The 14,086-nt window shown below is 73.6% G+C and carries 16 protein-coding genes; 5 read left to right on the top strand and 11 right to left on the bottom strand.

All coding sequences use genetic code 11. From position 1 onward, the window contains the following. The 3 genes from ABEB17_RS01900 to ABEB17_RS01890 are packed head-to-tail and all read right to left on the bottom strand — an operon-like array spanning nt 1 to nt 2,383. Nucleotides 1-732 (bottom strand): PHP domain-containing protein, encoded by a 732-nt coding sequence (locus tag ABEB17_RS01900; protein ID WP_345714857.1) that lies wholly within the window; start codon nt 730-732, stop codon nt 1-3. Between the two features lie 23 nt (nt 733-755). Further along, nucleotides 756-1,748 (bottom strand): ATP-grasp domain-containing protein, encoded by a 993-nt coding sequence (locus ABEB17_RS01895; protein WP_345714856.1) that lies wholly within the window; start codon nt 1,746-1,748, stop codon nt 756-758. Continuing rightward, nucleotides 1,745-2,383: a PIG-L deacetylase family protein gene (locus tag ABEB17_RS01890; protein WP_345714855.1), complete on the bottom strand. Its 639-nt coding sequence runs from the start codon at nt 2,381-2,383 to the stop codon at nt 1,745-1,747. The genes ABEB17_RS01895 and ABEB17_RS01890 overlap by 4 nt, the downstream gene beginning before the upstream one ends. Before the next feature lie 78 nt (nt 2,384-2,461). On the opposite strand from ABEB17_RS01890, the gene thpR reads away from it, so the two are divergent. After that, nucleotides 2,462-3,028: an RNA 2',3'-cyclic phosphodiesterase gene (thpR, locus tag ABEB17_RS01885; protein WP_345714854.1), complete on the top strand. Its 567-nt coding sequence runs from the start codon at nt 2,462-2,464 to the stop codon at nt 3,026-3,028. Nucleotides 3,029-3,149: 121 nt separating this feature from the next. Here the strand turns inward: thpR and ABEB17_RS01880 are convergent, their stop codons facing one another. The 4 genes from ABEB17_RS01880 to ABEB17_RS01865 form a co-directional block, all read right to left on the bottom strand. Continuing rightward, nucleotides 3,150-4,649: a DHA2 family efflux MFS transporter permease subunit gene (locus ABEB17_RS01880; protein ID WP_345714853.1), complete on the bottom strand. Its 1,500-nt coding sequence runs from the start codon at nt 4,647-4,649 to the stop codon at nt 3,150-3,152. Then, entirely contained in the window at nt 4,628-5,200 is a 573-nt protein-coding gene (locus ABEB17_RS01875; protein ID WP_345714852.1) for a PadR family transcriptional regulator, read from the bottom strand. Before ABEB17_RS01875 ends, ABEB17_RS01880 begins: the two co-directional genes overlap by 22 nt. Nucleotides 5,201-5,381: 181 nt before the next feature. Next, entirely contained in the window at nt 5,382-7,025 is a 1,644-nt protein-coding gene (locus ABEB17_RS01870; RefSeq protein WP_345714851.1) for a diguanylate cyclase, read from the bottom strand. Between the two features lie 68 nt (nt 7,026-7,093). Then, a complete protein-coding gene (locus ABEB17_RS01865; protein ID WP_345714850.1) occupies nt 7,094-7,300 on the bottom strand; it encodes an RNA-binding S4 domain-containing protein in 207 nt (68 codons plus the stop codon). Between the two features lie 72 nt (nt 7,301-7,372). Between ABEB17_RS01865 and ABEB17_RS01860 the strand changes: the two genes are divergently transcribed. Together ABEB17_RS01860 and ABEB17_RS01855 are read left to right on the top strand one after the other, a co-directional pair. Next, on the top strand, nt 7,373-7,912 hold the full coding sequence (locus tag ABEB17_RS01860; protein ID WP_345714849.1) for an ArsR/SmtB family transcription factor: 540 nt from the start codon (nt 7,373-7,375) through the stop codon (nt 7,910-7,912). Continuing rightward, nucleotides 7,909-9,156, top strand: a complete 1,248-nt coding sequence (locus tag ABEB17_RS01855; protein ID WP_345714848.1) for an MFS transporter — start codon at nt 7,909-7,911, stop codon at nt 9,154-9,156. Before ABEB17_RS01860 ends, ABEB17_RS01855 begins: the two co-directional genes overlap by 4 nt. Here the strand turns inward: ABEB17_RS01855 and hisN are convergent. Continuing rightward, nucleotides 9,123-9,932: a histidinol-phosphatase gene (hisN, locus tag ABEB17_RS01850; RefSeq protein ID WP_345714847.1), complete on the bottom strand. Its 810-nt coding sequence runs from the start codon at nt 9,930-9,932 to the stop codon at nt 9,123-9,125. The genes ABEB17_RS01855 and hisN overlap by 34 nt on opposite strands. A 53-nt stretch (nt 9,933-9,985) precedes the next feature. Between hisN and ABEB17_RS01845 the strand changes: the two genes are divergently transcribed. After that, nucleotides 9,986-10,321: a DUF2087 domain-containing protein gene (locus tag ABEB17_RS01845; protein WP_345714846.1), complete on the top strand. Its 336-nt coding sequence runs from the start codon at nt 9,986-9,988 to the stop codon at nt 10,319-10,321. Between the two features lie 84 nt (nt 10,322-10,405). After that, nucleotides 10,406-10,861 (top strand): DUF2231 domain-containing protein, encoded by a 456-nt coding sequence (locus ABEB17_RS01840; RefSeq protein ID WP_345714845.1) that lies wholly within the window; start codon nt 10,406-10,408, stop codon nt 10,859-10,861. Between the two features lie 107 nt (nt 10,862-10,968). Here the strand turns inward: ABEB17_RS01840 and rsgA are convergent, their stop codons facing one another. The 3 genes from rsgA to ABEB17_RS01825 form a co-directional block, all read right to left on the bottom strand. Beyond that, on the bottom strand, nt 10,969-12,024 hold the full coding sequence (rsgA, locus tag ABEB17_RS01835) for a ribosome small subunit-dependent GTPase A (protein WP_345714844.1): 1,056 nt from the start codon (nt 12,022-12,024) through the stop codon (nt 10,969-10,971). Between the two features lie 7 nt (nt 12,025-12,031). Then, complete coding sequence (aroA, locus tag ABEB17_RS01830) at nt 12,032-13,333, bottom strand: 3-phosphoshikimate 1-carboxyvinyltransferase (RefSeq protein ID WP_345714843.1); 1,302 nt, start codon at nt 13,331-13,333, stop codon at nt 12,032-12,034. Between the two features lie 89 nt (nt 13,334-13,422). Continuing rightward, nucleotides 13,423-13,992, bottom strand: a complete 570-nt coding sequence (locus tag ABEB17_RS01825; protein ID WP_345714842.1) for a DoxX family protein — start codon at nt 13,990-13,992, stop codon at nt 13,423-13,425. Between the last annotated feature and the right edge of the window lie 94 nt (nt 13,993-14,086).

Raw genomic sequence — 14,086 nt, 5'->3', positions numbered from 1 at the left:
TCAGCACCCGGAGCTGTCGGGAGCGGGGGAACCGTTGTGCGGCAGCCGGTCCAGCATCGACCACCGGCCGACCTCGGCCGCCTCGTGCGCATCGGTGGACGCGACCAGGGGTACCCCGGCCGTCGCGAACGCGGCGATGGTCCGGGCGGACGGGCAGGCCCACTTCTGGTTGACCTCGAGCACGGCGTGGGTGCGCGCCGCCACGTGGGCCAGCTCGCCCAGCGCGGCGCCCGGGACGTCCTGCTCGGACAGCCCGACCTTCGGCAGCACCGAGAACAGGTGCGCCAGAACGGGTTGCGCCACCCGACCCATGGCTGCGCACGTCGCATCCAGCAGCGCGGTCACCGCGTCGTCCACGCTCAGCCGGCCGTCCCGCAGCTGCTCGCGGACGTCGTCCGGGTGCGTCGGGTGATCGAGCGGGAACTGGTGGTCCGCCAGGTGCACGGCGTCCAGCGCCTCGGTTCCCGGCGGCAGGTCGAGCGCGCCGGTGGTGTCCAGGATCTTGGTCTCGACCGAGCGCAGGATCCGCAGTCCGGGGTGCTGCGGGCGCGCCTCCTGGACCGCCTGCAGGTAGTCCGGCAGCCACGTCGTGGACGCACGCACGTGCTCCGCCAGGCACACGACGTCCAGCTCGGCGGCCACGGCGGCGGCCAGGACGTCGGCCAGGGGGGAGTGCGCGTCGTCCGAGAACCCGCTCGTGTGCACGTGGAAGTCCTCCCGACCCCGTGTCACGAAACCTGCGGGCAGCAACGGCATCAGCGGGCCTCGGCGGTGCTGACGGGCTCCTCGCCACCGCTGTAGACGGCCTCGAAGTAGCGCTGCATCCGTCGCCCGGGCTGCCAGGTGAGCCGGTCAGGTGCGATCGACGCGTCCGGGTCGAGCATCAGCTCGACGTACCCGCCGACCAGGTCGGCGCCGGCCGCGAGCGAGAGGGACAGCCCACCCGAGAACCGCGGGTTCACCTCGACGGCGACCGGCACGTCGTCCGTGACGAAACCCTGCGCGTTGGCCACGCCGGTCAGCCCGACCGCGTGCAAGGTCGCGGTCACCAGCGCGACCACCGCCGGGTCGTGGAAGGTCTCGCCCTTGGTCGAGATGCCGGCCTTGGTCTCCACCCGCCACCGCGGCACCACGGCCAGCACGCGGCCCGTGCGGTCGGTGAGGCAGTCCGCCGTCCACTCCCGCCCGATGACCTGCTGCTGGACGATCCCGCTGCCGGCCAGCGCCTCGAGGGCTCGCTCGGCGCTCGCCCGGTCGGCCGTGATCGTCACGTCCCGGCTGCCCCGGCCGGTGCGCGGCTTCACCACCCACGGCCCGTCGCCGACCACGACCGTCGAGGTGTGCGGGTGAGCCACCCCGGCCGCTTGCAGGCTGGCGGCGAACTCGCCCTTGTCGGCGCACGCAGTCGTGGTCTGCGGGGACGGGATCCACGAGGCGATCCCGGCGGCCTGCAGGTCAGGCGCCGCAGCGTGCAGCGCCGGGTACTCCTCGACGACGGTGCAGATGAGCGTCGTGGCGCCTGCCTGGGCGCATTCCTGCACGACTGCCTGCGCATACCCCGGGGCGTCGCCGCGCGGGACGATCGCGCCGACGTCGGCCAGCGCCAGGCCGGTCGCCCAGGGGTCCGTGTCCAGTGCCAGCACCCGGTGACCGAGGCGGGTCAGCTCTAGCACCACGTTCACGCCCGCCGGGCCACCCGCTCCGGTGACGGCGACCGTGCTGGCTGTCGTGCTGGCTGCTGTGGTCATATCTCCACCCCGAGCTCTTTCCGGCCGCCTTGGCGCAGCCGCACCCGGGTGATCTCGAACGGCTCGGCGTACCGGCAGCGCGCCAGCCGGCCCCAGTACTCGGCGTTGATGCCCTGCTGGTCGAGGTCCACCATGCTGGACTCGACGACCTGGCTGACGTGGCACGCGAGGGCGGCGACCTTCGTCGACAGGAAGTCCTCGATGTCGATGAACAGGCACGGGTCGAACGCCCGGCTGGACGGCGACTGGTAGTGGATGATGGTCGGGCTCTGCCGCCCGGCCGCGATGGTCGCGGCGGCGGTGGCCCGGTGGTCCTGGTGCGAGTCGTGCTCGCTGTGGGTGTAGATGATCGTCGGGTCGACCTCGCGGATGACCGCCTCGATGTGCTGCACCGTCTCGTACCCGGCGGTGACCCCGCCGTCCGGCAGGCCGCCGATGATCAGCCGGGCCCCGAGCTTGTCGGCGGCGTCCTGCGCCTCCTTGGTCCGTCGGCTGACCTCGCCCGGGCCGGCCTGCCCCGTGGTGAGCACCAGCATGGTGACCTGGGCGCCGGACGCAGCGTGCATGGCGAGCGTCCCGCCGCAGCCCATCTCGATGTCGTCAGGGTGGGCCCCGACTGCGAGGACTCTCGGCATCCCCTGCCTCCGATCTGCTCGGCCGCGGCAAGCCTAGATCAGCGCGCCGCGCCCGGCAGCGTGCGATCCTGGCGGGCGATGAGGATGTTCGTGGCCCTGACGCCGGACGACGAGGCGCTCGACGAGCTGGCCGAGTTCCTGGCACCGCGGCTGGCGGCCGACCCCACGCTGCGGTTCGTGGACCGCGCGCAGTGGCACGTGACGCTGGCGTTCCTGCCGGACGTGCCGGCGCGCTGCCTGGACGACCTGCAGGACAGGCTGGCCCGAGCGGCGTTGCGGCGCAACGACTTCGCGCTCGCGATCGCCGGTGGCGGTGCGTTCCCGGACGTCGCGGCCGCCCGGGTGCTGTACGGCAGCCTGGACGTCCCGGACGGCGAGGAGCTGAGCCGCCTGGCCACCGGGACGCGGGCCGCGGCCAGCCGCGCGGGCGCCGCTCCGGACGGCGGGCGCTTCCGTCCGCACCTGACACTGGCCCGCAGTCGCGTGTCGCAGGACCTGACGCGATGGGTGCGCGTGCTCGAGACGTTCCAGGGCGCGGTGTGGTGGGCCCAGCGCATCGAGCTCGTGGAGTCCCGGCTGGGGGAGGGGCCGGGTGGACGCCCGGTGCACGAGGTGGTCGCGGGGTTCCCGCTCGGCGGGCCCTGAGCCCGCGCCCCTCGTCGCGCCCCGCGTCCGCCACCCAGGCCGGTTTCCGCCACTCAAGCCGGTTCCGGACGTCGGAAACCGGCTTGAGCGGCGGAAACGGGCCTGAGTGGCGGAGGTCGGGTCAGGCCTGCGCCGGCACCGGGTCGGTGGCTGGGGCCGTGGCCCGGACCATGTGCGCCGGCCGCTCGAACATCAGGACGGCGACCAGGCCGATCACGGAGACCGCGGCCGGCAGCAGCAGCGACTGGGCCATCGCGTCGCTGAACCCCTGCAGGGCCACGGTCGGCAGCTTGCCGTCGAACGCGGCGCCGGTGGCCGCCGCGCCGGCGCCGGGCAGCTCGATCGCCAGCCGGGACTGCATGAGCGCGGCGATGGCGGCGCTGCCGAGGACGGCGCCGACCTGCCGGGTGGTGTTGTAGACGCCCGCGCCCGCGCCGGCCTGGTTCATCGGCAGGTTCCGGGTCGCCGTGGTGCCCAGTGGCGCCCACATGAAGCCGTTGGCCACGCCGAGCAGGGCGATGGGCAGCAGCATGTGCCAGATCGGCGCGGTCGGGCTGAGCACCGCCGAGAGCCAGAGCAGCGACACCGGCAGGCAGAACAGCCCGAACCCGGCGATGTACCGCGGGTGCACCCGGTCGGTCAGCTTGCCGACGAACGGGGCCAGCGCGCTGGTGATCACGGCCATCGGCACGAGCAGCAGCGCGGAGCGGGTCGGGCTCAGCCCGCGTGCCACCTGCGCCCACAGCATGAGCGGGAAGGCCATGGCGGTGATGGTGAAGCCGACCGAGCTGATGCCCACGTTGGCCAGCGAGAAGTTGCGGTCCTTGAACAGCGTCAGCGGCAGCAGCGGCTCGTTCTTGTTGCGGCTCTGCCAGAACAGGAACAGGGCGAGCACGAGGATCCCGGCGATGATCAGGCTCCACACCGTGATCGGACCCTTGATGGTGCCCCAGTCGTAGGTCTCGCCCTCCTGGATCCCGAACACCAGCAGGAACATGCCGATCGCGCTGAGCGCCACGCCCAGCAGGTCGAACTGGTGCGAGTGGGTCTCCAGCTTCGGGACCAGTCGCCAGGCCAGCACGAACCCGAGGACGCCGATCGGCACGTTGATGAAGAAGATCCACTCCCAGCCGAGACCGTCGACGAGCACGCCGCCCAGGATCGGGCCGACCAGCGTCGCGACGCCGGCCACCGCGCCCCACAGGCTCATCGCCCGGCCGCGCTGGGTGGCCGGGAAGGTGCGGGTGATGACCGCCATGGTCTGCGGCGTCATCAGTGCGGCACCGAAGCCCTGGAAGACGCGGGCGATGATGAGCTGCTCGATGGTGCCGGTCAGCCCGCACCACAAGGAGGCGAGGGTGAACAGGGCCAGCCCGGCCAGGTAGAGGTTCTTGGGGCCGAGCCGGTCGCCGAGGCGGCCGGTGATCAGCAGCGGCACGGCGTACGCGAGCAGGTAGGCGCTAGTCACCCAGACCACCTGGTTCACGTCTGCGTCGAGGTCACGCAGGATCGCGGGGGTGGCCACCGAGACGATGGTCGAGTCCACCAGGATCATGAAGAACCCCAGGACGAGGGCCCACAGGGCCGGCCACGGGTTCGTTACTTGCTGTCGCTCGGCCATTCCAGCTCCCTGCGTTCCATCCGGTGGGTGAGGTTGAGGATCCAGTCCCGCTCGGCGGTCTTGACCGTCAGCAGGTAGTCGGCGGCGAACCAGTACAGCTCGGGGACGCCGCGGTCGCGGGCCTGCCCGATCAGCTCGCGCGCCTTGGTGATCTCGGCGTCCAGCATCGAGGCGCGCTCGGTCAGCTGGTTGATCACCTGGTCGCTGCTGAGGTTGTGCGACTCGCCGAGCGCGACGGGGAACTGCGGGTACTCGTTGACGGGGGCGTTCAGCATCTCGAGCAGCCGCCAGCGCAGCGCCGCCCGCCCGGTCGAGGTGATCTCGTACGTCGTCCGCTCGGGGCGGTTGCCGGACCGAGCGGTGCCGCACGCCCGGACGTGGCCGAGCCCGGCCATCCGCTCGACCGTGTGGTACAGCGAGCCCGGGCGGATCTTGACCAGCTCGTCCTCGTGCCGCTCGAGCAGCAACTGGTACATCTCGTACGGGTGCATCGGCCGTTCCTGCAGCAGGCCGAGTACGGAGACGGCGAGGGGGTTCAGTGCGTTGGCCACGTATCCCACCGCCCGCTCGTCGTTGCTCCGCCTGGAATGAACCGTGCCGATTATTCCACGCGGAATATTAGGAGCGGGTCGAGGAGATCGTCAAGTCCCCACCGTGCCAGGACCCACCGACAGTGGGATGGACCAGCCGTCCGCGCACCGCTCGTGCCCGCGGTCGGGCACGGTCCAGCGCTCAGGCGCCGCGCAGCCCGTCGTCCGCCCGCGTGGTGGGGACGGTCCCGCCGGCGTGGCTGGCCTTGACCCGGTACATGGCCCGGTCCGCCTCGTCCAGCAGCTCCGCGAGGCCGATGGTCGCGCTCGTGGTGCGGACGCCGACGCTGGCCCGCAGCGTGATCGGACCGGCGGGAGAGGGGACGGACAGGGCGCTGATCGACTCGGCGATCCGGTCCGCCAGCGCCAGTCCGGCGGCCTCGTCGGCGTCCTGGGCCAGCACGACGAACTCGTCGCCACCGAGCCGGACGACGACGTCCTCCGCCCGGGCCGCGCCGCGCAGCGCGGCGGCCACGGCCCGCAGCACCTCGTCGCCCAGGACGTGTCCGTGCAGGTCGTTGATGGCCTTGAAGCCGTCCAGGTCGATCACCAGCAGGCTGTGCCAGGGCCGGTGCCCGACGTCCGGCGCGACCTCGCCGAACCGTTCGGCGGCCGCGCGCAGCGCCTCGGTCAGTGCCCGGCGGTTGCCGATCCCGGTCAGCGGATCCTCCGCTGCCTCGCGCTGGGCGATCTGGGTGTCGCGCCGCAACCGCTCGACGTCCAGCGCCGCCTTTGCGCCCTGCAGGGTGCTCAGGCGCTGCTGCCAGAGCACCCGGGAGAGCAGCCGGCCGTACTCGCGTCCCGCGGCGGCGCCGGGGACGCCGGCCAGTGCCTCGAGCTCGACGAGCAGCCACTGCGCGGAGCCGGCCACCTGCCAGTCCCCGGCGGCGCGGGCGTAGTCCGCGGACGCGCGGGCCGTGGTCAGCGCGTGCTCGTGCTCGCCGACGGACCACAGGGCACGGGCCAGCCGGCCGCCGATCTGCGCGCGGGTGCCCTGGTGGTCGCGGTGGTCCGGGTCGGCGAACGTCTCGCGCATCTGGGGCAACCAGGTCGGGGCGTCCCGCAGCGGTCGTGAGCAGAGCTCCATCGCCAGGGCGCCCGCGAGCAGCGACGGGGCGCCGACGCCACGGGCCGAGGCGACGGCGTCGATGGCGTGCGCGTGGCCGATCGCGCGGTGCCGGTCCACCGTCTCGTCGTCGCCGAAGCCCGGGTCGGAACCGGTCTGGTCGCGCTCCACGACCCGCTCGAGCTCGTCGGCCCAGCGCAGGTGCAGCTCGGCCAGGTTCATCAGGTCGATGGTGCGCGCTGAGGGGAGCGGGATCGGGCTGGCGTCCAAGCGGGCCGCGGCCTCGAAGTGCGGCTGGGCCAGCTCGTACAGCCGGATCTCGAGGTAGCAGTAGCCCAGGCCGGTGTGCGCCCAGCAGCGCAGCCCCGCGTCGTCGCAGGCCGCCAGCTCGACCTCGGACCGGGCGAGGTCGAGCAGGGCCCGCTCCACCTGGCCCTGCCGGATCCAGGCCATCGCGCGCAGCGAGCGGGAGTTCGCGGCCCAGCCGTCGGAGCCGGCGGCGACCGCGAGCTCGATGGACCGGTCGGCGGCGGCGACCATCGCGGTCGGCTGCTGGTCGACGTGCTCGAGGACGGCGACCGTGTACCAGAACGCGGACTGGTCGGAGAGCGAGGCGTCCGCACAGCCGGCGAGCCCGTCGTCCGCGAGGGTGCGCGCCGCCTCGATCTGGCCGTCCTGGGCCAAGGTCATGACGCGCGCGGCGGTCTCGGACAGGGTCACGTTGTCATCATCGGCCGCGCACCCGCCGAGGGTGAGCCGAACGGCCGGACTCGAAGGATTTCGTTCGTTCAGGCGACCCGGACGGCGCGACCCGCGCAGCGGACGACGTCCCCGCGCTCGAGCTGGCGCCCGCGGCGGGACTCGCCCTGGTCGTTCACCGAGACCAGTCCGGCGGAGAGCAGGCCCTTAGCGTCGGCTCCGCTCTCGGCCAGTCCGGCGAGCTTCAGGAACTGCCCCAGCCGGATGCCGCCCTCGTCGACCACCACGTCTTCCATGGCGACGATGATGCCAGGCCAACCCCCAAAGAAGTGTTTGACAGTCGAGCCCATCCTCTGCAGACTGCTCTCATGCCCGAGCACGAGATCCCGCTGCGCGCCTTCGCGCACCCGCTGCGGCTGCAGATCCTGTCGCTGCTGACCGGGGCTCCCATGAGCGCGGCCGAGGTCGCGCGCGAGCTCGGCGGCACCCAGGCGAACGCCAGCTACCACCTGCGCCAGCTGTACGACGCGCGCCTGCTCGACGTGGCCGAGGAGGTCTCGGTCCGCGGTGGGCGGGCCAAGCGCTACCGGCACAACCCCTCGACGGGCAACCGGCTGTCCGGCCCGGAGCCGAGCGACCGGCTGGCGATGGCCGCCGCCCTGAGCGAGGAGCTCCGCCGACGCACCATGCTGCGCGACGCCGGCCGCCCGGCGCCGATGACGGACGCCGAGCTGTGGGTCGACCCCGACCTGTGGCGCGACATCTGCGACCGGGTGACCCTCGCGATGACCGAGCTGCACGACGCGGCGCGCCCCCCGCGGACGCCAGGGACGGTGCGCACCAGCACCACCGTGTCCATGTTCACCATGGTGCCGAGCCCCGACCCGTCGAGCCAGGATCCGGCATGAGCCGCGCCCCAGCCCTGGAGCCGTTGCAGCACAAGAACTTCCGCTGGCTGCTGAGCGGACGGTTCACCGGCTACCTGGGCAACGCGGTCGCCCCGGTGGCGCTCGCGTTCGCCGTCCTCGACCTCACCGGCTCGGTCGCCGACCTCGGCCTGGTGGTCGGCGCCCGATCACTGGCGAACGTCCTGCTGCTGCTGTTCGGCGGTGTCCTCGCCGACCGGTTGCCCCGCGCGCTCGTGCTGCGCGGCTCGTCGTTCGCGGCGGCCGGCACGCAGGCCGTGGTGGCCGCGCTGGTGCTGACCGACACCGCCACCATCCCGCTGCTCATGCTGCTCAGTGTGGTGAACGGCGCAGTGGCCGGCATGTCCTTCCCGGCCGCCGCCGCGCTCACCCCGCAGACCGTGCCCGTCACCCTGCTGCGCCAGGCCAACGCGGTCCTGCGGATCGCCATCAACACCGCGATGATCGGCGGGACGGCGGCGGGCGGCATCCTGGTGGCCGCGGTGGGTCCGGGCTGGGGGATCGCCGCCGACGCGATCACGTTCGCGCTGGCCGCCACCTGCTACTCCCGCATCCGGGTGCCGGACCTCGAGCGGGGGACGGACGCGCCACCCAGCACGCTGTCGCAGCTGCGCGAGGGCTGGAGCGAGTTCGTCAGCCGCACGTGGGTCTGGGTGATCGTCGTCTCCGCCATGCTGATCAACGCCGCGTACACCGGCGGGATCGCGGTGCTCGGCCCCGCGGTCGCCGACGACAGCATCGGACGCCGGTCCTGGGGTATCGCGCTGGCCGCGTCGACCTGCGGCATGCTCGTCGGCGGCCTGGTCGCCCTGCGCTGGCAGCCCCGGCGCGCCTTGCGGTTGGGGGTCCTGCTCAGCCCCGTCACCGCCCTGCCGCTGCTCGCCCTGGGCTACCTGCCGACGCTGCCCGCGCTCGCGCTGGCGCTGTTCCTCACCGGCGTCGCGCTCGAGCAGTTCGGGGTGGCCTGGGACGTCTCGATGCAGCAGAACATCCCGCCGCAGAAGCTGGCCCGGGTGTACTCCTACGACGCCGTCGGCTCGTTCATCGCGATGCCGCTGGGGGAGGTGCTGGTCGGGCCGATCGCGCACGCCGTCGGGGTGTCCGTCACCCTCGCGGGCTGCGCGGGGCTCATCCTCGCCGCCACCGGGTTCGCGCTGTGCAGTCGCAGCGTCCGGACGCTGACCCGGATCGATCAGCCGTCGAGCGAGCCGGTGCCGGTCGGCTGAGCGAGCGCGGCGAGCACCTCGTCGTGCAGCAGCCCGTTGGTGGCGACCGCGTTGCCGCCCCACGGCCCGGGATCGCCGTCCAGCGAGGTGAACCGGCCACCCGCCTCGGTGACGATCGGCACCAGGGCCGCCATGTCGTAGAGCGCGAGCTCGGGCTCGCAGGCGATGTCGACGGCGCCCTCGGCAACCAGCATGTAGGACCAGAAGTCGCCGTACGCGCGGGTCCGCCAGCACCGGTCGCAGAGCGCACCGAACGCCTCCGCGCGTCCAGCGTCCCGCCACCCACCGAGGCTGGAGTACGACAGCGACGCGTCCGCCACCGCGCCCACCGCCGACACGGCGAGCCGGCTCGCCTGCGACAGGCTGCGCCCGCTCCAGGCGCCGGAGCCGACCGCCGCCCACCACCGCCGTTGCAGCGCCGGCGCCGAGACCAGCCCGAGCACCGGCTGGTCGTCGTCCACCAGGGCGATCAGGGTGGCCCACACCGGGACGCCGCGGACGAAGTTCTTGGTGCCGTCGATGGGGTCGATCACCCAGCGCCGCGGACCGTGGCCCGTCGTCTCCATCTCCTCGCCGTGCACCGCGTCGCGCGGACGGGTGCGCTTCAGCTGGCTGCGCACCAGCTCCTCGGCCCGCAGGTCGGCGTCCGAGACCGGTGTCAGGTCGGGCTTGGTCTCCACCCGCAGGTCGGCGGAGCGGAAGCGGTCGAGCGTCAGCGCGTCGACCTGGTCGGCGACGACGTGCGCCAGCCGGAGGTCGTCGTCGTAGGTCGGCACGCTGGCAACCTACCGCCTGGCCGGGCCACGGCGGCTGACGTAGCGTGCTGGACGTGGCGCGCCAGGAACCGGACGACGACGCGCGGCGCGAGGCCGTGCTGCGGGCGTTCGTGCGAGCGGACGGGTCGCTGCGGTCCATCCCGGCGCGGCGGTCCAAGCGGATCGTGCTGCTGGACCAGATCTCCCAGGTGTTCGACGTCGGGGTGCGCTATCCCGAGCGCGACGTCAACGCGCTGCTGCGCGCGTTCCACCCGGACGTCGCCGCGCTGCGCCGCTACCTGGTCGACGAGGAGTTCCTGACCCGCGCGGACAGCATCTACTGGCGCAGCGGCGGCACCGTCGTCCTGCTGGACGAGCTGGGGGACGAGCCACGGGGCGGCGCGGACTGAACCGTCCGCGCGTCCGCGCCGTGTCCAGGGTGGCTGGCGGCATGATCGTCCCCAGTCGGTGCTGCCCCCGACGAGGAGGACGACGTGTTCGACACCTTTCGCGGCCTGCCCGTGCACATCCTGGTCATCCACGCCGTGGTCGTGCTCGTCCCGCTGATGGCGGTGGCGACCGTGCTGGTGGCCTGGATCCCGCGCTGGCGAGCCAAGGCGGCGTGGTGGGTGGTGGTGGGCAACGTCGGCATCGTGGTGCTGGTCAAGGTCGCCCAGCTGAGCGGCAACAAGCTGCTCGAGCGGGTCGGCAGCACCCCGGCCATCGAGCACCACCTCAAGCTCGGTGACCAGATGCTCTGGTTCGCCCTCGGCCTGCTGCTCGCCTCGGTGCTGGTGGCCCTGGCGCGCAACGCCAACGCGCCGGTCCCGACGGTCGTGGCCGTCCTGGCGGTCGTCGGTGCGGTCGCGGCCACGGGGTGGGTGATCCGGACCGGCGAGGCCGGCTCGAACGCGGTCTGGCACGACATCGTCACCAACACGACCCCCTAGCCCCACCTCACCGACGTCGTCACCCCGAATGTCGGCCTATGCGGCCTCAAGGGCGCGAGATGACCCCGGATAGCCCGACATGTGCGCGGGGAGCGCGGATGGTGCCGTCAGTCGAGGTCGTCGTCGGGCCCGGAGCCGGACGTCGTCCCGGTCCGCGCCCGCAGCACCCGCCGCAGCGAGTCCAGGCGGGACCGACCGGCCGGCCCGGCGTGCCCGCCCTCGACCCAGGCGTCCAGCGCGCACTCGGGCTCGTCGTGGGTGCACCCGCGCGGGCAGTCCGCCGTGCCGGGTTCCAGGTCCGGGAACGCGTTGATGATCCGCGCGAGGTCGATGTGCGCCAACCCGAACGAGCGCACCCCGGGGGTGTCGATGACCCAGCCGGCGCGCTCGGGCAGCCGCAGCGCCACCGCGGACGTCGACGTGTGCCGCCCGCGACCGGTGACCTCGTTCACCACGCCGACCGAGCGGAACGCGCCGGGCACCAGCGAGTTGACCAGCGTGGACTTGCCGACCCCCGAGTGCCCGACGAACACGCTGCGCCGCCCGCGCAGCCGGTCCCGCACCTCGTCCAGACCGACGATCGTGCCGTCCGCCTCGACCTGGGTCACGACGTAGGGCACGTCGAGCGGGGCGTAGCTGCCCAGGAACGGCGCCGGGTCCGCGAGGTCCGCCTTGGTGAGCACCAGCAACGGCTGCAGCCCGGCGTCGTAGGCGGCGACCAGGCAGCGGTCGACCATCCGCGGGCGCGGCTCGGGCTCGGCCAGCGCCGTCACCACGGCGAGCTGGTCCGCGTTCGCCACGATGATCCGCTCGTACGGGTCGGTGTCGTCGGCCGTGCGCCGCAGCACCGTGCGCCGCGCCTCGACCCGCACGATCCGGGCCAACGAGTCGGGCTCACCGCTGGTGTCGCCGACCAGCGCGACCTCGTCGCCGATCACGATGCTCTTGCGACCCAGCTCGCGGGCCTTCATCGACAGCACCGCGCGCTCGTCCGCGCCCGACCCGACCAGCAGGGTGTAGCGACCGCGGTCGACGCCGACCACCAGCCCGGACTCGGCGTCCTCGTGGCTGGGCCGGTCCTTCGTCCGCGGACGGGTGCCCTTGCGCGAGGGCCGCACGCGGACGTCGTCCTCGTCGTAGTCGCGGGCGCCGCGCCGGCTCACGTCTGCCTCATCCGAGCAGCTGCGCCCAGCGCTCGGTGAAGTCCGGCAGCGTCTTCGCGGTCGTGTCGACGTCCTCGACGACCACCCCCGGCACGGCCAGCCCCACGACGGCGCCGGCCATCGCCATCCGGTGGTCGTGGTACGTCGCCCAGCGCCCACCGTGCAGCGCGGCCGGTCGGATCCGCAGCCCGTCCTCCGTCTCGGTCACCGCGCCGCCCAGGCCGTTGATCTCGGTCGCCAGCGCGGCCAGCCGGTCGGACTCGTGGCCGCGCAGGTGGGCCACCCCGCGCAGCCAGGACGGGGACTGGGCGAGCGCCGCGAGCGCGGCGACCACGGGCGTCAGCTCGCCGACGTCGTGCAGGTCGACGTCGATGCCCTCGATGGGGCCGTTGCCGACGACGGTCAGGCCGTCGCGGTCCAACGTGACGTCCGCGCCCATCGCGTCCAGGATGTCGCGCAGGCCGTCGCCGGCCTGGGTCGTCGGGTCGGGCCAGCCGGCCACGTGCACCCGCCCGCGGGTGACGAGGGCGGCGGCCAGGAACGGGGCCGCCGTGGACAGGTCGGGCTCGACGTCCAGGTCGAACGCGCTCACCGTGCCGGGCTCGACCCGCCAGGTGTTCGGCTCGCTGTCGTCCACGACGACGCCCCGGTCGCGCAGCACCTCGACGGTCATCGAGATGTGCGGCTGGCTGGGCACCGGCTTGCCGTCGTGGTGGACGACGACGCCGCGCTCGAAGCGGGCCGCGGCCAGCAGCAGGCCGGACACGAACTGGCTGGACGCGGAGGCGTCCAGGGTCACCGAGCCGCCGGGCACCGACCCGGCGCCGCGCACGGTGAAGGGCAGCGCGCCGCGCCCACCGTCGTCCACCTCGACCCCGAGCGCGCGCAGCGCATCCAGCACCGGAGCCATGGGGCGTTCGCGGGCCCGGGGGTCGCCATCGATCGTCACCGGTCCGTCGGCGAGCGCCGCGACCGCAGGCAGGAAGCGCATCACGGTGCCGGCCAGCCCGGCGTCCACCTGGATGCCGCCGCGCAGCGGCCCGGGCGTGATCAGCCAGTCGAGACCGTCCGTCCCGGGCACGTCCTGGACGTCGGCACCGAGCGCGCGCAGGCTGTCGGCCATCAGCTGGGTGTCGCGCGAGCGCAGGGGACGGCGCAGCCGGCTGGGGCCCTCCGCGACGGCGGCGAGCACGAGCAGCCGGTTGGTCAGGGACTTGCTGCCGGGCACCACCACGACGCTGTCCACCGGGGTCGTGGCGGCGGGGGCCGTCCAGTCGCGCACGGGCGTGGTCACGGCGTCGGCGCTCATGCCCGACAGTCTCGCGGGTCGAGCGGACCGCGTCTAACCCGGTCCCGCCGAGGTCGGGCCTGGGTCAGTGCCGGGGTCAGGTGCCGCGGTCAGCTGCCGGGCAGGTCCGGCAGCACATCGGCGACCTGCGCCTTGGCCCGCGCCTTGGCGAGCTTGGCCTCCCGGCGGGCGTCGTGCGCGGCGTGTCGGGCGTCCTTCTTCGCGGCTCCCGCGGCGCGCTTGGCATCCTTGGCGGCCCGCTGCGCGCGCCAGCTCAGGCCGGGCTTGCCCTCGGTGTCCACGATCGCCAGGAGCAGACCGCCGAGCATGCCGAGGTTCTTGAAGAAGTGCAGCCGCTGCTGCCGCTTGGTGGCCGGGTCGTCGGCCTCCCAGAACGGGTGCCCGGCCACGGTCGTCGGCACCAGCGTCGCCGCCAGCACGAGCGCGCTCGTGCGCGGGGCGCGGTTGGTGGCGAACAGGACGCCGGCGCCCATCATGGCCAGCCCGTTCGCCCGGACCAGCATCTCCGGGTCGTTCGGCAGGCCGAGCACCGGCGCGACCTTCTCGAGCACGGGGGCGGCCTTCTTGGCCTTCTCCGCCGGGTGCCGGAAGCTGTCCCAGCCGCCGTCGACGAACGTCAGGGCCAGCAGTGGGCGGGCGATGCGGCGAACGACGGACATGGGGCCTCCCCGGGTCGCGGACGGGTCCCATCCTGCCCAGCCGGGCCGGTCGGCGCGACCCGGGGGTGTCGGCGGGTGGTGGCAGGCTGGCCCC

The organism is Angustibacter luteus, assembly GCF_039541115.1.
In the GTDB taxonomy this organism is placed as follows: domain Bacteria; phylum Actinomycetota; class Actinomycetes; order Actinomycetales; family Angustibacteraceae; genus Angustibacter; species Angustibacter luteus.
The sequence above is the reverse complement of the archived record's forward strand: the minus strand, read 5'-3'. Positions and strand labels throughout refer to the sequence as shown.